This is a genomic window from Lachnoclostridium sp. An76 (assembly GCF_002161355.1).
In the GTDB taxonomy this organism is placed as follows: Bacteria; Bacillota; Clostridia; order Lachnospirales; family Lachnospiraceae; genus Mediterraneibacter; species Mediterraneibacter caccavium.
This window is the reverse complement of sequence record NZ_NFHL01000004.1, coordinates 41,963-60,228: the sequence shown is the minus strand read 5'-3', so window position 1 is coordinate 60,228 and position 18,266 is coordinate 41,963. Positions and strand designations below refer to the sequence as shown.

Here is an 18,266-nt window from a genome sequence, read left to right as displayed (position 1 = left end):
CACACGGGACTGTATGTCCTGTAATGCTGTCATTTAAGTCTATTTCGCAATTTCAATATTATAACCAAACTCTATAATGATGTCAAGAGATTTTCCAGCTCTTCAAGGCTCTCCACAGCGTTCACTTTTTCCCTCAGACGGGCCGCTCCTTTGAGCCCTTTCGTGTACCATGCGACATGCTTCCTCATCTCCCTGATCCCGCAGAATTCGCCCTTATACTTCAGCTGCAGGCGGGCATGTTTAAGCATCATTTCCCGGATCTCATCCTTATCCGGCCTGGACGGGAGTTCTCCCGTCTCTTCCCAGTGGATCATCTCCGAGAAGATCCACGGATTCCCTTCCGCACCCCTGGCGATCATGATCCCGTCGCACCCGGTCTGGCGCACCAGCACATCCGCCTTCTGCGGGGACGTCACGTCCCCGTTCCCGATGACAGGGATGGACACGGCCTCTTTCACCTGCCGGATGATATCCCAGTCCGCCTTGCCGCTGTAATACTGCTCTCTCGTCCTGCCGTGCACCGCCACAGCCGCCGCGCCTGCCTCCTCGATGATCTTTGCGATCTCCACCGCATTCACATGGTCATCGTCAAAGCCTTTCCTGATCTTTACAGTCACAGGCTTATCAATCGCTTTCACAAGGGCGCTGACGATCTCATAGACCAGCTTCGGCTCCTTCATCAGGGCCGAGCCCTCGCCGTTCCTGACGACCTTCGGCACAGGGCATCCCATATTGACGTCCAGGATGGCAAACGGCCTCTCCTCGATCCGCTTCGCCATCTCGCTCATGATCTTCGGGTCAGAGCCAAAGAGCTGGAGAGAGACCGGCGTCTCATCCGGATGGATCTCCAGCAGGCTTTCTGTATTTCTGTTGTTATAGTAAATCGCTTTCGCGCTCACCATCTCCATACAGAGGAGCCCCGCGCCCTGCTCCTTGCAGAGCAGACGAAATGGCAGGTCCGTCACGCCTGCCATGGGTCCTAAAATATATCTGTTTTCCAGTTCTATATTTCCTATCTTTAAATGCTTCATTGCGCAATCCTCTCATAAATCAGCCTCAGCCCGTTCAGTGTCAGCCTCGGTTCATACAGATCAATGCACTCTGTCTCTTTTGCGATGATCTTTCCCAGGCCGCCCGTGGCTATGACATAGGCGTCCGCATACCCGGACTCTTCTTTCATCTTCCGCACGATATATTCTGTCTGACCGATCGCTCCGAATACAAGCCCGCCCTGCATTCCCGCGATAGTATCCCGCGCCAGGATGGTATCCGGCTTTTCGATCTGGATCGCGGGCAGCATGGCGGCTCCGCCCCAGAGCGAACGCCCCGCCGTCTCGATGCCGGGCGCGATGATACACGCCTCGAGCGTCCCGTCCGGTCCGATCAGATCATAGGTTGTCGCGGTTCCGAAATCAATGACAATAGCCGGACCTTTAGCAATCTCATATCCTGCCACTGCGTTCACAATGCGGTCCGGACCTGTCCTGGACGGGTTCTCCGTATTTACCCGGATGCCCGTGTCCGACTCCGGCGTCACGATCACCGGCGTAGTGTGCAGGTACTTGATGACACCGCTTGTCAGGGAATGCATGATGTCCGGGACAACGGATGCGATGATCACCGCATCGATCTGCTTCGGATCGATCCCCCGGTGTTCCAGTATGCCGCAGATCGTCATTCCGTATTCATCCGAAGTGCGCTGGCGTTTTGTCGTCATGCGGAACATGCCGGGAAGGAACTCCCCGTCAAACGCCCCCATTGTAATATTTGTATTTCCCACATCGATCGTAAGCAGCATAACTGTCCTCCTCTGACATTTCCCTCCATCCGGGCCCTGCATATTTTTTCTTCATGTTTGTATATCATAACAGTCAAAAAAGGGCGGAGTCAACGCTTTTTGCAAAGTTTTCGAGACAGCACATGTGCCTCGGTTACCGGTCACAATAACATGCCGTGCAACAGTGGCCCCGAACAGAACCGGCTTTTCCGCCGCTCAGCAAAGCAGCGGGCAGAAATCCTCTCTGCCCGCTGCTTTGCTCATATTATCTTTTCTATATTATGCTCTGTACATCAGCCCATTGTTTACCGGCAATGTCCTAGAACCTCTTGATCTTCCTCGTGGTCGTCTTCTCGAACTCCGTATCCCTGACGATCAGGCTGTAGATCTTCTTCTGAGGCGCCGCGCCGCGGTTGTACTCGTCGATCACGTCCTGAAGCGCCGCGCGCACATCCTTGATACGTTTCTTCTTTACATAATCCTGATCCGGGTAGATCTCCGCCTCGATCACGCCGCCTTTTTCGCGCACGAGGACTTCGCCCACAAGGCGGTTCGTGCTCAGGGCGTTCTCCAGCTCCTCAGGAGACACATTCTCCCCGTTCTTTGTGATGATCAGGTTTTTCTTTCTTCCCGTAAGGTAGACGAATCCGTCCTCATCTACGTATCCAAGGTCCCCGGTCTTGAGCCATCCGTCCTCCAGCGTCTCCGCTGTCTCCTCCGGCATCTTGTAGTATCCCTGCATGACGCTGCTGCCGCGCACCCAGAGTTCGCCGTCCACGGTCTTTGCCTCGCAGTTCGGGATAAGCTGCCCGACAGAATCCGAGCGGATATTCCAGCTCTGGTTCACGCTGATGACCGGCGCGCACTCTGTCATGCCGTATCCCTGCTGGATCACGATGTCATATTTCCTGAACAGGTCGATGTACGACGGGTCCAGGTAAGCGCCGCCGCTGCAGATCGTGTGGAACTGCTTTCCGAACACCTGGCTCTTCACAAGCTTCGCCGGGAGCATGGAAGCTTCTTCGAGCTTCTTTGCCATGGTCTCGATCATGAGCGGCACCATCAGGATCATCTCCGGCTTGAAGAGCTTGATATTTTTTGCCACACGCATCAGCGAGTCATTGATGCAGATCACCGAGCCCAGGGATACGCCCTTGAGGATATCCATGCTCAGGCAGTACGCGTGGTGGATGGGAAGCACTGTCATAATGACCGTGCGCTCCGGGATCTTCATGTCAAGGCAGGTCGCGTTCTCCGCTACATTCCTGTGGGTCAGCATGACGCCCTTGCTCTTCCCGGTCGTGCCGGATGTGAACATGATCGTACAGAGCTGGTCCGGCTCCGGCGTATAGTCAAAGCTCCCCCGATGCTCTCCCAGCAGCTTCCGGAAAGAGTATGCATGGTCATCATGCTCTGCCTGCTGCATGGAGATCAGAGTCTTAAGCTGCGGGCAGCGGTCTTTGGCGATCGCCGCCACATCCTTCCTCACCTCATCGTATACGAGCACCGTAGAGTCCGAACGCGCGATCAGGTCGCACACGTCCTCCGCCGGGAGATTCACATCCAGCGGTACGATGACGCTCCCGCTGTTGACTGTGCCGAAATATGCCACGAGCCACTCATAGGAAGTCATGCCGATGACTGAGATATGTTTTCCCTGCTCGCCGAGGTCTTTCAGTATATTTGAGAAGCTTTCGCTGTCTTCCCTCAGCTGTGTGTAAGTTTTCGATTCGATTTCATTTTTCTTTACTTTATAACGGATCGCGTCTTCCGGCCCATACTTTTTCTCTGTATTGACCAGGATCTCGCGGACGGTAGTGCAAAGCATATTTTTACATTCCTTTCTCTGCGCCTGCCGGGCGCAGGACCAGGCCTTCCCGCAGCTTCCCCGGGAGAGGCAGACTAAAACTGTGTGTATCCTTTATTCGTTTTCAGCTGCCAGCTTCTCCAGATAGTCAGCAGCTTCCTGCACTGTGCGGATGTTCGCCGCCTCAGTCTGCTCCACCTCTACGTCAAACTCATCCTCGATCTCGCCGAGCATGCTCATAAAGTCAAAGGAGGTAAATCCGAGATCTTCCATGAAACGGGACTCCGGATGAATATTCTCCGGCTCAACTTCAACATAATTGCAGATGATATCAACTAATTTTTCAAACATGATCGTTCTCCTCTTCCTATCTATATATCTTTCTATCTATATAAGAATTTTCCCTGCGTCCGGCCCTATACTAACTTGATGATCTCTCCGATCGTCAGATCCGGGTTCTCCACACCCTTGAACATGATCTTGCACAGATAATAGTACAGGTATTCCAGCTCATCCCTGGACACTGCCTTGACCTGATGCTCAAAGTTGAAGTCCAGCCCATTGTCCTCCGGACGGTGCATCACAGTGAGGTACATTGCCTGCGGACATGTGCCGTTCGGATACCATTTTGTCTTATAACGGATATCCCCGAGCTGGTCCAGCCCCTTCTCCTTCAGCGTCAGCGGCTGGTAGGTCAGGGAAATCTGCTCATAGGTAAGCCCTGCGTGCGGCTGGGGATAGGTCTTTGAGCGGTATGCAAAATATGCCGTCGGGTCGTAATTTGCATGGCGGAAGATCTCGTTCTGCTTATCGCGGATCGCAAAAACTCCGTCGATGAACTTCATATCCTCCGGGAAGATCGTGCGGATCGGGAAGGAGTGGATCCTTGTGCCGCCGCATTTCTTCTCCTTCAGGGTAGCACGTCTCGCGATGGCATTGTTGATGGACACATCCTCGAATCCGTTCATCTTCTGGAGATAGGTGCGCAGCCCCATCAGGAGCAGGCATGCCAGGGAGACATGATACTTCTCGCAGAAGTCCATGAGCCGCTTCGTGGGCTCCTCCTCCAGGTGGAAGATATCCAGCGCGGACGTCGTATCACCGGATGCACTGAATGCGGTGCGCAGTTCCGGATTTTTGAACATCTCTCTCGCCGCTTCCAGCTTATCTCTTCCTGTGATGCCGCTGAAGATCGGCTCTCCCTTCTCAATCTCCTTCTGGAAATACTCGATATCTCTCTTCTGCGCCTTGCTCCCCGCCTCATACGCGAGATCCTTCTGCAGCTGTTCGAGATAGGACGTCATTTCCTTCGGGTACGGAACTCCTTCAAACTTCGCATTGCAGTAGAGCTCGATGATATCCTTCAGGAAACAGATCAGCGACTGCGCGTCCACGATCATATGCTGACCGAGGAAATAGAGTCCGTTGAACCCGTCCGGCATCTTGATCATAACAACTCTTGTAAGCTGCGTATCCTCAAGCTTGAACGGGACTCTCGTCCATGCCTTCATCGTCTCTTCCGCTTCTTCCATCGTCCCGTTCGAGAAATCAACGAACTCGATGTCCTGATCTTCATGCTTAACTATGTACTGATAGTAGTTTCCTTCTTTATCCTTTGCGAAGCGGACGCGCATCCCTTCGCTTCTCTCATACGCTTTATTGACCGCTCTCTTCAGCTCGTCCCAGTCGAGCTCGAACTCGATCGTCAGGCTCGTCCCGATATTCAGCACAGCCAGGCTCGGGCAGTGCGGCGCGTAATACATATGAAACTTCTGTGCGACTGTCAGCGGATATACTTTGTATCCCTTCCTTGTCTTCATCATTTTATGACTCCTCCTATAAATGAATCCATTGCTCTCTCATAGCCTTCTGTATCCTTATAATAGCTCTCTCCGTGCCCGGCTCCCTTGACGATCAGCTTCGTCTTCGGGGACGCGCAGTTCTTATAAATCTCCTCCGTCATCCAGCACGGCACGAAGACGTCGTCCTCTCCGTGGATGAACAGGAACGGCACCTTCGCCTTCCTGACCTCTCGCGCTGAGCTTAAGTCGTCCAGCCCGTAGCCGACCTGCCTCTTATTCGCCCAGTCTGCGATCTGCAGCATGGGGAATGCAGGGATATGGTACATGCTGTGCAGCACGTGGGTAAACACCTCTTTCATCGAGGTGAACGCGCAGTCGGATATGATCCCCTTGACCTGGGGCGGAAGCTCCAGCCCGCTCATCATGCAGACCGTCGCGCTCCCCATGGAATTCCCGTGGAGCAGGATCTGGGCGTCATCTCCCATCTTCTCCACCATCCACTGCACCCAGCGCATCCCGTCGAGCCTGTCCATATTGCCGAAGCCGATGTGCTCGCCCTCGCTCTTCCCGTGGGCTCTCAGGTCGATGAGCAGCATCCGGAACCCGTGCTTCAGATAGTAATGGGAAAGGCTGCCATAGTCGTTCAGCCCCTCGCTCGTATACCCGTGGAAGCAGATCACCGCCTTGTTCCCTTCATCGCCTTTGAAATAAGTACCGTGGAGCTTCAGGCCGTCATGGGAAGTGATCCACACATCCTCGTGGGGCTGCTGCATCATCCATTCCCTGCGCTCTTTCATCATGGGAATGTATTTCTCCCAGTCCACGCCGGACATCTTCATCGTGCGTTCCGTCTTCGCGTTATAGCGGATCATGGTCCTCCTGTAAAGGTAGGCGCTGCCCGCCGCCTCCGCTGCTGCCGCTGCTCCGAGAAGCGCGGCCGCTGTCTTTAATATCCTGCTCATTTTCTGGCATCTTCCTTCCTGTCATGTCCAAACTTTCTGTACTATATCTGTGCTCTATCTGTACTATACCTGCGCTATACCTGCGCTCTGTCTGCGCCTGCGCTGTCAGGATCCTGCCGCCGGCACTCTCTGTCCGCTGCCGCGTCTGCTCATTTTGCCGCTTTTTTCCTGCTGTTGATCAGGTCTTTCAGCCTGAGCGCTTTGTCAATATTCCCTTCTACTTTCAGCTTGCCGAGTGTCACTGCCAGGATGGGGTCTGTCTTTCCCTCCGCGATCTTGAACAGCGTCTCCGCCGAACATGTGAACATAGCGTCGCGGTCAAAATATTCATACGGCTCCACAAAGAGCTGTCCGTCTTTTACCTCCGCGTAAAAGATCCCTTCCGCCTCGCCTGTGATATTAAACTGATAAGCCAGGTGCTCCTGGATATCGCTCACATCAGCGCCAATGAGCATCCCTTTTACTTTTGAAAACATATCTGCGTAAGTCATGGTTTCCTCCTTTTCGACCGTGTCTTTCTTTTTTCGACCACCGGTCATCCCTTTTCTTCCGTTAGATTATCACCTTTTCGACCATCGGTCAATTTGCGCTATCATCAAAATAAACATGATTTCCGGACAATTTTTTGTGCGTTTTGATCAGTAGTCCTTTTTTTGCTGATGTGCTATACTGAGGTGTAAAATCACACAGAACTTACGGCAGCATGATAACACTCACATATCCAGTCATTTTGAAAGGCGAAAATCATGGCAGTACAATCACAAAAATACGAACTTATATTAGATTCCCTGCAGAAGCTTCTGGAAAGCAGGAACCTGCAGACCATTTCCGTGAGCGAGATCGCCCAGACCGCCGGGATCGGGAAAGGCAGCATTTACTACTACTTCCCGTCAAAGGACGCGATCCTGGACGCGCTCGTTGAGCGGAACTATGAAAAACCGCTGGCTACCGCGAAAAATCTTTCTTCCCAGACAGAGATCCCGCCGTTTACCAGGATGGCGATGATCTTCCAGGCCTGCCGGAATTCTTCTTCCGAATATTTAAGGTCCAGGGAAGGCAAAGGGACAGGGGCGCAGGAAGAATCCTTCCTCCACCAGAAATACCTCAACCATCTGATCACAGAGCTGAAGCCCGTGCTGGCTGAGATCATACGCCAGGGGATCGATAAAGGAGAAATTTCTTTCGACAAGCCGGATGCCCTCGCAGAGATCGTACTGATCATACTGACAGTAAAGATGGATAACACTCTGATCCCGTCTTCCCGGGAAGAGATAGAGAATACAATAGCCGGGCTGGTCTCCCTTCTGGAAAAAGGGACAGATAACCCGCCCGGCTCGCTGAATTTTCTTATGTCTGGTTTTTGATCATATCAGTTTTTCATGCCGTGACGTGTTTCACGGCATTTTTTCTTACGCTGCGGCAGCCTGTCCCGCCGCGGCCAGCTTTCGTCTCACACGGTCAGTTGCAATCGCCGCGCGCTCAGCTCAGCCCGCCACGATCACATAGCTCTGTTCGAACCTGCCGCCTGCCGGCACTTTGTTGACATCCGGCTTCTCCGAGAGCTCTCTGTCAAACCCGATATCATCGCATCTTCCCATCCACGGCTCCAGGCAGACAAACGGCGCGTTTTTTACGGACCAGATACCGAAATTGGGAAAGCCGCCGCACTTCATCCCCACGCGCGGCGTGCCGTCCTTATGGCAGAGCCACACCTCGCTGATCTGGCCATGGTCCAGGATCAGGGCGTCATTTTCAAACATTTCTTCATTCAGCGGGCAGCACTCATCCTCCAGTTCCAGCTTATACACCTTCTCCGTATCCGCCGCCAGCTCCGCCAGGTCGATCAGGATATAATCCAGGGATGTCTTCCCCGGGAATTTCAGGATGTAGTCTTCTTTTTTATCCGCTGCGTCCGCGAAGCAGAATGCCGGATGCCCGCCGATCGTAAAGTACATCTCCTCATCCCCTGTATTCTGGACTCCCCATTTTACGGTGAGGCAGTCTCCTTCCAGCCTGTACGTGACTGTCAGCTCAAAATCAAAGGGATATACTTCTTTTGTCTCTTCGTTTGAGGAAAACAGGAAAGAAACTGTATCCGCTGTCTCCCTGACACACTGAAATCTGTTATCCCTCGCGAACCCGTGCTGCGAGGTCGGGTACTGTGTCCCGTTGATGAGCACTGTATTGTGGTATGTCTTCCCCACATTCGGGAACAGGATCGGGGAATGCCTCTTCCAGTATGCGGGATCCCCGTTCCACAGAAGCTCTGTATCCTTCTTTTTATCATAGATCCTCGTCACTTCCGCTCCCTGCTCTGAGATTTCTACACAGAGTCTTTCATTTTCCAGCTTCATTCCATTCTCCTCCTTTTCTTTTTTCCTCATCCCAGGCTGCCGGTCCGCATGCCTGTTGTATCCGCATGCCTGCCGTATCCGCATGCCCGCCGTATCTGCCTACTCTGCTGTATCCGTATCCTCCACCTGGACGCATTCATCTACCAGATAGTCTGTCACTACATCCACCAGGATCGCATTTTTGAGCACGTCTTCTCCCACCTGCTCTTTATAGGCATCCACATCGTCCATGCCCGCCTGCTGGGCATACTCCTTAGCCATCTCTTCATACTCCTTGTCAGAGGGTTCCAGTTTCTGCTTTTCCGCGATCAGACGGATCGCTTCCTCCAGGGCAGCAGTCTGCTGTGCAGCTTCTTTGATCTTAGCGTGGAAATCATCCTCCGTCGTCTGGAGATAGGTCTCGATAAACTCTGTCAGCTCGATACCATACATAGACGCCATCTGCGTGTAATAGTCTTCCATCTGCTGCACCTGCTCATTGACGGCATCTTCCGGATACTTTTCCACTTCGATCTTATCCATGAGAGCTGTCTGGACAGAATTTTTCAGCTGCGCCTGCGCTGTCTGCTCCGCCTGCTCCTCCAGCTGCTTTTTCAGGTCTTCGCGGTACTGGTCCACGGTATCTGTCCCTTCGATGTTTGCTTTTACCCAGTCATCTGTAAGTTCCGGTACATTCTCCGTGTAGATCTCATTGAGCACGATATGGAAATCAGCCACTTTTCCTGCCATATCCGCTGTGTAGTTATCCGGGAACTGTACGGTGATATCAAACGCTTCCCCTGCCTGGTGACCTGCGATCTGATCTTCAAATCCCGCATAGTCTCCCGAGGCGCCTATGTAACCGCCGGCGCCAAGCTGGAGCTCCTGCGCCTGCGCAGTCCCGCCGTCAAATGCCACTCCATCCAGATATCCTGTAAAATCTATATTTACCCAGTCGCCCATCTCTGCCGCGCGGTCCGTTACAGGCACTTTTTCTGCCGTACTCTGAAGATTGGTCTGGATGGCCTGCTCCACCTGGTCGTCGGTCACTTCCGACTTTTCCGCCTGCGGTACTTCCAGCCCCTTGTACTGGGTCACTGTCACATATTCATTGGACAATTCTCCGCTGCTGCATCCCGGAAGTGTACCGGCTAAAGCCGCGGCAAGCATAACTGCGATGATCTTGCTTTTCATTTCTCTTTCTCCTTTTATAACCTTTGTATATTATATTTTATCTGCTCCGGCACATCTGCGCCGGTCTGATAACATAATCCTTCCGCCCTGTCCGCAGTTCCTTCCTGCTTACAGGAGCGGGGACAGAAGCCTTGAGAACTGTTCCTTGCCTCTGATGACCAGGCTTCTCTCGTCATAAACTTTTCTCGTCACATGCGTACACTGTGTCATATCATTTTCAAACGCACGCTCCAGTCGCTGGACAGTACGCTCGCTGTAAATAACAGCGTTGACCTCAAAGTTCAGCCCGAAACTGCGGATATCCATGTTCGCGGTGCCCACACAGGCTACCATGCCGTCCACGCTCAGCGTCTTCGCGTGCAGGAAGCCATTATTGTACACATAGCACTTCGCTCCCGCCGCGACCATGTCCCCTATGTAAGAGTATGTCGCCCAGTAGACGAACGGATGGTCCGGCTTGCACGGTACCATGATGCGCACATCCACCCCGGACCTGCTGGCGATCTTCAGGGCGTCCAGTATGGATTCATCCGGTATAAAATACGGCGTCTGGATATACACATGGTCTTTCGCGCTGTGGATCAGTCTCAGGTAATTGTCATGGATCGTCTTGGTCTGCGAGTCAGGGCCGCTGGATATGATCTGCACCGGGTCACGGCCTTTTCGGACATATTCCGGGATCTCAAACAGCTTATCCTCCAGGAACAGATTTTCCTTAGACGCATAATTCCAGTCGAGGACAAAACGCACTGCAAGCGAAGTGACAGCCGCCCCCTCGATGCAGAGATGGGTATCCCGCCAGTAGCCGAATTTCTTCTCCCTGCCAAGATACTCCCTTCCCACATTAAATCCGCCGACAAATCCGATCCTTCCGTCAATGACCACGATCTTCCTGTGGTTGCGGTAATTGACGCGGAGCTGGAGTTTCCCCAGCAGTGCGGGGAAGAACTCCGCCACCTGGATCCCTTCTCTCTCCAGGCGCTCCCAGTCCCGGTTCTTCATGGTACGGCATCCCATACTGTCAAAAAGCACGCGCACTTCCACACCCTCACGCACTTTCTGGATCAGGACTTTCTCAATCTCCTGCCACAGCTCGTCATTGCGGATAATATAGTACTGGAGATGGATATACCGCTTCGCCTGCTTCATCTCTTCTATGAGGGCACGGAATTTTGCTTTGCCGTCTATATAGATCCTGATGTCATTGTTATCCGTCAGGACCGCCTCGCCCGCCTCCAGATTATAGAGGATCAGATCCTTAAACCTTTCCATCTCCGGGTTCGCCAGCTTAAGCCGCCTGTGATAGACCGCTTCCTCCTGTCTCCTGACCGCGTACTTCAGCTCCCCTTCAATCTCTTTCGCCTTAAACATCCTGCTCTTATGGAAATCCTGCCCGATGACCAGATACAGGATAAATCCCAGGATCGGTATAAAATACAGCAGAAGCAGCCATGTCCACACAGTCTGGGGAGACCTTCTCTGGAAAAAGACGATGATCAGCGCGAAGAGGATGTTAATGATAACGATATTGTCCATGATGAAATCATAGACCGTCACCGCTCCGTTCCAAATCATTTCTGCCATGTAAAAAACTCCTTTTTCATCTTCCCTGCCACCCGCCGCTTCCGCTCCGGGAACAGGATCAGCCCTCTGCGCCGGATCTCACTCCCGCGCAGGAACGCTACTCTAACAGTATACCCGCTTCCCCGATAAAAAGTAAACCCCAAATATACTGATCTGCTTCCGGAACCCGCTCCAAATATGCTGATTTGCTTGCACTTGCCCTGAAAGGATGTTACAATACTAGTTGCGCAAAAGCGGAAATCTATGATTTAGGAGGATTATGATGTGAGTCCATTAACTATCGTACTGACCGTTATTCTTGTACTGGTGATCGCAGCGTGCATCGCCCTGTATATCTTCGGAAAAAAAGCTGAGAAAAAGCAGGCAGCCCAGAAGGAACAGATGGAGGCAGCCGCCCAGGTCATCAGTATGCTGATCATCGATAAAAAGAAAATGAAACTAAAAGAAGCGGGGCTGCCCGCTGCTGTCGTTGAGAATACTCCCAAGTATTTAAGACGTACGAAGATCCCGGTGGTAAAGGCTAAGATCGGCCCCAGGATCATGACTCTCATGTGTGAGAACAAAGTATTCGAAGTCATGCCGGTCAAGAAAGAGATCAAGGCTGTTGTCAGCGGTCTCTACATAACAGAGATCAAAAGCGTCAGAGGAGGCTCCATAGAGCCGCCGCAGAAAAAGAAAGGGTTCTTTAAGCGGTAAATCGCTCCCCTGATGGTTTTAGTATAAGGTCCGTTCCCGGACTGCATATCATAACGCAGGACCCGCTCCGCTCTACCTCAAAGCAGTCCGGGAACTTGTTTTTTCTAAGACGGAAGGAGGAGCGGGTCCCGCGTTATGATACATACTCCGGGGACGCCCCTTTTATCCACTCCGCACTCTCTTTGGGCATGATGCTCATTTTGATCTTGCAGTCAGCGAGGGGTTCGTGGTTGACGTCCAGCTCATAGTCGACCAGGACGCCGATCTTATCGTCTTCCACGCTGATCTCCATTTTCTTTGTATTGACTCCGACGAGCATCTGCCCGTACGGGGTCTTATAATAGGTCAGGTTCTTTTTGTTTTTTTCAAAGATCATGTGTGAGCTGGTCAGGCCGCTCTTCATGATCTCTACCATATCTGTGCCTGTGATCTTGATCTTGTTCTTAACAGTCCCTGCCGTCCCCTCGAAAACTTCGTCGTAGATAATATAATGTTTGCCGTTCCGGCAGTAATAATCAGCCGGGGTAACGACCTCAATGGCGTCATCCCCGGTCTCATACCCCTCTGCGGGGTCATTCATGATATCAATATGTTTTCCCGAAATACTGACCAGTACATCCTTTGTCATCAGTTAATACTCCTCGATATTTACCACATTTGTGGTCGGCACGTCGAACGGCATGACTGTGTTCGCAAATCTGCGGAATTTCTCCGCGGTATCGCTCACATAGAATGAATACCTGCTGTGCCGCGCATCTGATCCGTCATTTTCCATATCCATCTCATGCAGCAGCTTTTTCAGGTCCATGGCCGTCTCATACGCCGGATTAACGATCTGGATCTTATCGCCCATGTAATCACGGATCCTGGAGCGCAGGAGCGGATAGTGCGTGCACCCGAGTATCATTGCGTCAATATCCGTGCTGCGCATGGATTCCAGGTAATACTCTATGATCTCCTGCGTCACGATATGGTCTTTGAACCCCTCTTCCACCAGAGGCACAAAAAGAGGGCAGGCTTTCTCAATGACCGTGACGTCCGGATCCATCCCATGGATCACCTTTGTATACATCCCGCTCTGCACCGTGGCGTCTGTCCCTACGACCCCCACCTTTTTATTCCTGGTCGCCTCCACAGCCGCCCTCGCGCCCGGGATCACCACGCCCAGGATCGGGATCTCGAATTCATCCCTCACCGCATCCAGCGCAAGCGCACTGGCCGTATTACACGCGATCACGATCGCCTTGACCTCTTTTGTCCTGAGAAAGCGGATAATCTGCTCTGAAAAGCGGATGATCGTGTTCTGGGATTTACTTCCGTACGGTACGCGCGCAGTATCGCCAAAATATATGATATTTTCGTCAGGAAGCTGACGGGCGATCTCTCTCGCCACCGTCAGCCCCCCTACACCGGAATCAAACACGCCCACCGGCGCTGTCTTCCTGTTCTCCATATTCACGTCCTGATCTCTCCTGACCCTGCTCTTATTCTGTCTGCCCCTGATCTTATCCCGTCATTTAGATCGCAAGTGATTTTGCGATATTATACTGATACTCTGAGATCGACTTCTTCATTGCAAGCGCTTCCTCGATGTCGTAGTCAACATACTCGCCGTTCTTATATCCGACTACGCGGTTCGTCTTGCCCTGGCAGAGAAGATCCACAGCCATTGCCCCCATGATAGAAGCATATACCCTGTCCTTACATGTCGGGCTTCCGCCGCGCTGCATGTGTCCCAGGATCGTTGCCCTTGTCTCAATGCCTGTCGCTTCCTCGATCCTCTTCGCCATATTGATGGAGTCACCGATACCTTCGGCATTGATGATGATATAGTTCTTTTTGCCGCGCTTCTTATTCTTCATGATATCCTCGATCAGAGCCTGCTCGTCGAAATCGTGCTCCTCCGGCATCAGGATACGCTCTGCGCCGTTGGCGATACCACACCACAGGGCCAGGTATCCCGCATCACGTCCCATAACCTCGATGATACTGCATCTCTCATGGGATGTAGAAGTATCGCGCACCTTGTCGATCGCTTCCATCGCGGTGTTGACCGCTGTGTCAAAACCGATCGTATAATCTGTACATGCGATATCCAGGTCGATCGTACCCGGCACGCCGATCGTATTTACTCCCAGGTTCGCCAGCTTCTGAGCACCTGCAAATGATCCGTCTCCGCCGATGACCACAAGCCCGTCGATCCCATATTTCTTACAGATCGCAGCCGCCTTCTGCTGTCCCTCTTCCGTGCGCATTGTTTTGCAGCGCGCAGTCTGGAGGATCGTACCTCCGCGCTGGATCGTGTCAGACACATCCCGTGCGGAAAGATCGATGATCTCTTCTTTGAGAAGTCCGTGATACCCTCTGCGGATGCCGCGCACTTTCAGTCCTTTTGAAAGCGCTCTCCTCACAACGGCGCGGATCGCTGCGTTCATTCCCGGTGCGTCGCCGCCGCTGGTCAGGACACCGATCGTGCGGATGCTGTCTTCAATCTCGTCTAAATATTTTTCTTTGTCCATCATACTGTTCTCTGCCATGATTTTTTCCACCTTTCCTTTAAAAGTCAAAGTCAGATAACTGTCAAACCCAAAAATTGTAAATTTTTTAACAATTTCGAAATTATTCTACCCTATTTAGAAGTGGTTTTCAATAGCTTTTTCCACCACTTTTACCCGGCTCTCCCCAAAATGATTCATCAGTCTGCTCAAAACCCGGTCATCGATGTGGATATTCCTGTTCCTTGGCAGCCTCTTGACCGCCCGTTCCTTCGCGCAGTAGATCACGACTTCGTCCTCGCCCTCGGAATCCGCCAGGTATCCGTACACGATCTGCTCTTCATCGAGATACGTCTCCTTATCCGGGAACTGGAGCCACAGCTCCCGTTTTGTCCTCTCGAAGGGGATCACTTTCTCGCAGATCAGCTTGCTCGCCTTCTCGTCCTCCTCGGACACTCTCCCGCGGATAAATACCTTGTTGTCCACCTCGAGGAATTCCCGGCTGTTTTCGTAATCCCTCGGGAAAACGACGACTTCGACCGTACCCAGCAGATCCTCCACCGTCACGAACGCCATCATCTGGTTCGTCCTCGTATGCTTCACCGTCTTATCCGTGATCATGCCTCCGATGATCTGCCTGGAGCCGTCCCGCACCTTTGTCCTCCCTGTCTCCTCGTCCGGCTGGAAATCCAGGGTGGTCGCGGAGATCACTTTTCTCCATTTCTCCTCGTACTCTTCCAGAGGATGTCCGCTGACGTAGATCCCAAGCACTTCTTTTTCAAATGCCAGCAGGTTTTCCCTTGCATATTCTCCCACGTCCGGCATACGGATCTGGAAATCCGCTTTCTCTTCCTCTCCCACCAGATCGAAGAGGCTCATCTGGCCTGACATGGAATATTTCTTTTCCTGGTTCACATGGTCCACGATCTGCACATAGATGCTCATGAACTGTTTCCTGGTCCCGCCCAGTGCATCCAGTGCCCCGGCTTTGATAAAGTTCTCGATCGTTCTTTTGTTGAGCACGTCCTTTGATGACATCCGGGTAATGAAATCCTCCAGATTCTTAAATGGCCCGAATGCATCCCGCTCCCCGATCACTGCCTGCACGGCCGGGCGGCCGATGCTCTTGATCGCTGCGAGCCCGTAACGGATATTCCCGCCGTCAACGGAAAAATCCGCCTCTCCCTTGTTGATATCCGGCGGCAGGATCTGGATCCCCATCTGGCGGCAGCTGTAAATATATTCTGCCACTTTCGACGGATTATCGATCACAGACGTCATGAGCGCTGCCATAAACTCCACAGGATAATAATATTTCAGCCACGCGGTCTGATATGCCACGACCGCATATGCCGCCGCATGGGATTTGTTAAACGCATATTTCGCGAAATCGATCATCTCATCATAGATCTTATTCGCCGTCTTCTCGTCGATCCCGTTCTTCACACATCCCGGCACATCCGCCTCTTCGTCCCCATAGACAAAGATCTGGCGTTCCTTCTGCATGACGTCGCCTTTTTTCTTGGACATGGCACGGCGCAGAAGGTCGCTCCTCCCCAGCGTGTACCCCGCAAGGTCGCGCACGATCTGCATAACCTGCTCCTGGTACACGATACACCCGTAGGTCGGCTCCAGGATCGGTTCCAGCTGCGGGCAGTCATAGGTAATGGACGACGCGTCATTCTTTCCCTTGATATACTGCGGGATAAAATCCATGGGGCCCGGACGGTACAGGGAGATCCCGGCGATGATGTCCTCCAGGCTGTGGGGTTTCAGCTCCTTCATGAAGCTCTTCATCCCCGCGCTCTCGAGCTGGAAGATGCCGTCCGTCTTCCCTGTGCCGATATAGTCCAGCACCTTTGCGTCATTGTAATCAATCTTCTCCATATCAATGGTGGGCTCTTTCTTCCTCGCCATCTGCACCGCGTTCTGGATCACAGTCAGCGTCCGGAGCCCCAGGAAATCCATCTTTAAAAGCCCCAGCTCTTCCAGGGTCGTCATGGTGAACTGGGTGGTGATCGTACCGTCCGCAGCCCTGGACAGAGGCACGTATTCGTCCACGGATTTCTGGCTGATGACTACGCCCGCCGCATGCATGGAACTGTGCCGCGGAAGCCCTTCCAGACGCTTCGCCATATCGATGAGCGTCTTCACCTGCTCGTCATTTTCATAAGTCCGCCTCAGCTCCGGATTCTCCTTCAGCGCCTTGTCGATCGTGATATTCAGTTCCTGGGGGATCATTTTCGCGATGCTGTCCACAAACGCGTACGGAAGGTCCATCACTCTTCCCACATCGCGGATGACGCCCCGGGCGGCAAGCGTTCCGAACGTAACGATCTGTACGACCCTGTCCTTGCCATACTTGCGCACAACGTAATCGATCACTTCCTGCCTGCGCTCGAAACAGAAATCCACGTCGATATCCGGCATGGATACACGCTCCGGGTTCAGGAACCGCTCGAACAGGAGCTGGTAGCGGATCGGATCAATGGTAGTGATGCCCAGGCAGTAGGAGACGATGCTCCCCGCCGCTGATCCCCTACCCGGCCCGACCGCGATACCATGATCCTTGGCATATTTGATAAAATCCCATACAATGAGGAAGTAGTCTACATATCCCATGTTCCGGATCGTATCCAGCTCATATGCCAGCCTGTCCTTCAGCTCCTCTGTCGGCTCCCCATAGCGTTTCTCAAGCCCTTCATAGCAGAGTTTCTGAAGATATTCCCAGGAAGTCAGCCCGTCCGGCACGTCATACTTGGGCAGCTTCGTGACCCCGAACTCGATCTCCACATGGCACCGGTCCGCGATCCTCTGGGTATTGTCCAGCGCCTGGAGCGCATACGGGAAGAGCTTTTCCATCTCTTCGGGAGATTTCACATAATACTGCCCGCCTTCATACCGCATCCTGTTCTCATCAGAGAGCTTCTTCCCTGTCTGTATACAGAGCAGGATATCGTGGGGCTTCGCGTCTTCCGCATACGTATAGTGGACGTCATTGGTCGCCACCAGCCCGATCCCCGTCTCCTGGGACATCTTCAAAAGCTGCTGGTTCACCAACGCCTGATCCGGGATGCCGTGGTCCTGCAGTTCGAGGAAATAATTATCCTCACCGAAGATCTCCTGATATTCCAGGGCAGTCTTTTTTGCCTCATCATATAATCCCTTCACGATATAGCGCTGCACTTCTCCCGCCAGACAGGCGCTCAGCGCGATAATACCCTCATGATATTCCCGCAGGAGCGATTTGTCCACGCGGGGCTTATAATAGTATCCCTCTACAAAACCTTTTGATACGATTTTCATGAGATTCGCATACCCGGTATTATTCTCCGCCAGGAGCACCAGATGATAATATCTGTCGTCCCCGCCCGTCACTTCCCGGTCGAACCGGGAATTCGGCGCCACATAGACTTCGCAGCCCAGGATCGGGTTGATCCCCTGCCTGTGCGCTTCCCGGTAGAAATCGATCACACCGTACATCACGCCGTGGTCCGTGATCGCCGCACTGTCCATCCCGAGCTCTTTCACCCTGGATACATATTCTTTTATCTTGTTCGAGCCATCCAGAAGACTGTATTCTGTATGGACGTGCAAATGTACAAAACTCATCTCT

17 protein-coding genes are annotated in these 18,266 nt (G+C 52.7%); 2 read left to right on the top strand and 15 right to left on the bottom strand.

Annotation, left to right across the window (positions count from 1 at the left end):
- Positions 1-71: 71 nt before the first annotated feature.
- The 7 genes from dusB to B5G27_RS08760 all read right to left on the bottom strand — a co-directional run bounded on the left by dusB (position 72) and on the right by B5G27_RS08760 (position 6,839).
- Positions 72-1,031 (bottom strand): tRNA dihydrouridine synthase DusB, encoded by a 960-nt coding sequence (dusB, locus tag B5G27_RS08790; RefSeq protein WP_087178545.1) that lies wholly within the window; start codon positions 1,029-1,031, stop codon positions 72-74.
- Positions 1,028-1,798, bottom strand: coding sequence for a type III pantothenate kinase (locus B5G27_RS08785; RefSeq protein WP_087178544.1), 771 nt, complete (start codon positions 1,796-1,798; stop codon positions 1,028-1,030). Before B5G27_RS08785 ends, dusB begins: the two co-directional genes overlap by 4 nt.
- A gap of 298 nt (positions 1,799-2,096) precedes the next feature.
- Positions 2,097-3,605 (bottom strand): AMP-binding protein, encoded by a 1,509-nt coding sequence (locus B5G27_RS08780; protein ID WP_087178543.1) that lies wholly within the window; start codon positions 3,603-3,605, stop codon positions 2,097-2,099.
- Between the two features lie 93 nt (positions 3,606-3,698).
- The gene (locus B5G27_RS08775; protein WP_087178542.1) at positions 3,699-3,935 is read right to left on the bottom strand and encodes an acyl carrier protein; all 237 of its coding nucleotides are present in this window, start codon (positions 3,933-3,935) and stop codon (positions 3,699-3,701) included.
- A gap of 65 nt (positions 3,936-4,000) precedes the next feature.
- Positions 4,001-5,404, bottom strand: a complete 1,404-nt coding sequence (locus B5G27_RS08770; protein WP_087178722.1) for a condensation domain-containing protein — start codon at positions 5,402-5,404, stop codon at positions 4,001-4,003.
- Complete coding sequence (locus B5G27_RS08765) at positions 5,404-6,348, bottom strand: alpha/beta hydrolase (RefSeq protein WP_087178541.1); 945 nt, start codon at positions 6,346-6,348, stop codon at positions 5,404-5,406. The genes B5G27_RS08770 and B5G27_RS08765 overlap by 1 nt, the downstream gene beginning before the upstream one ends.
- Positions 6,349-6,497: 149 nt before the next feature.
- Complete coding sequence (locus tag B5G27_RS08760; RefSeq protein ID WP_087178540.1) at positions 6,498-6,839, bottom strand: SCP2 sterol-binding domain-containing protein; 342 nt, start codon at positions 6,837-6,839, stop codon at positions 6,498-6,500.
- Positions 6,840-7,094: 255 nt separating this feature from the next.
- On the opposite strand from B5G27_RS08760, the gene B5G27_RS08755 reads away from it, so the two are divergent.
- Positions 7,095-7,712: a TetR/AcrR family transcriptional regulator gene (locus B5G27_RS08755; protein ID WP_087178539.1), complete on the top strand. Its 618-nt coding sequence runs from the start codon at positions 7,095-7,097 to the stop codon at positions 7,710-7,712.
- Positions 7,713-7,832: 120 nt separating this feature from the next.
- Here the strand turns inward: B5G27_RS08755 and B5G27_RS08750 are convergent, their stop codons facing one another.
- The 4 genes from B5G27_RS08750 to B5G27_RS16020 form a co-directional block, all read right to left on the bottom strand.
- Complete coding sequence (locus B5G27_RS08750) at positions 7,833-8,702, bottom strand: aldose 1-epimerase family protein (RefSeq protein WP_087178721.1); 870 nt, start codon at positions 8,700-8,702, stop codon at positions 7,833-7,835.
- 99 nt (positions 8,703-8,801) lie between these two features.
- Positions 8,802-9,875 carry a trigger factor gene (tig, locus tag B5G27_RS08745; RefSeq protein ID WP_087178538.1) on the bottom strand — a complete coding sequence of 358 codons (1,074 nt, stop codon included), beginning with the start codon at positions 9,873-9,875 and terminating at the stop codon, positions 8,802-8,804.
- 108 nt (positions 9,876-9,983) lie between these two features.
- A complete protein-coding gene (cls, locus tag B5G27_RS08740) occupies positions 9,984-11,459 on the bottom strand; it encodes a cardiolipin synthase (RefSeq protein WP_087178537.1) in 1,476 nt (491 codons plus the stop codon).
- Positions 11,447-11,602, bottom strand: a complete 156-nt coding sequence (locus B5G27_RS16020; RefSeq protein ID WP_162611224.1) for a hypothetical protein — start codon at positions 11,600-11,602, stop codon at positions 11,447-11,449. Before B5G27_RS16020 ends, cls begins: the two co-directional genes overlap by 13 nt.
- 121 nt (positions 11,603-11,723) lie before the next feature.
- Here B5G27_RS16020 and B5G27_RS08735 point away from each other — a divergent pair, with 121 nt between their 5' ends.
- On the top strand, positions 11,724-12,155 hold the full coding sequence (locus B5G27_RS08735; protein ID WP_087178536.1) for a hypothetical protein: 432 nt from the start codon (positions 11,724-11,726) through the stop codon (positions 12,153-12,155).
- A 133-nt stretch (positions 12,156-12,288) separates the two neighbouring features.
- Here B5G27_RS08735 and B5G27_RS08730 read toward each other — a convergent pair whose 3' ends face one another.
- The 4 genes from B5G27_RS08730 to B5G27_RS08715 form a co-directional block, all read right to left on the bottom strand.
- Positions 12,289-12,783, bottom strand: a complete 495-nt coding sequence (locus tag B5G27_RS08730) for a DUF1934 domain-containing protein (protein ID WP_087178535.1) — start codon at positions 12,781-12,783, stop codon at positions 12,289-12,291.
- 3 nt (positions 12,784-12,786) lie between these two features.
- Positions 12,787-13,608, bottom strand: a complete 822-nt coding sequence (murI, locus tag B5G27_RS08725; RefSeq protein ID WP_191375052.1) for a glutamate racemase — start codon at positions 13,606-13,608, stop codon at positions 12,787-12,789.
- A gap of 64 nt (positions 13,609-13,672) precedes the next feature.
- A complete protein-coding gene (gene pfkA / locus B5G27_RS08720) occupies positions 13,673-14,692 on the bottom strand; it encodes a 6-phosphofructokinase (protein WP_087178533.1) in 1,020 nt (339 codons plus the stop codon).
- 96 nt (positions 14,693-14,788) lie between these two features.
- On the bottom strand, positions 14,789-18,262 hold the full coding sequence (locus B5G27_RS08715; RefSeq protein WP_087178532.1) for a DNA polymerase III subunit alpha: 3,474 nt from the start codon (positions 18,260-18,262) through the stop codon (positions 14,789-14,791).
- Positions 18,263-18,266: the final 4 nt, after the last annotated feature.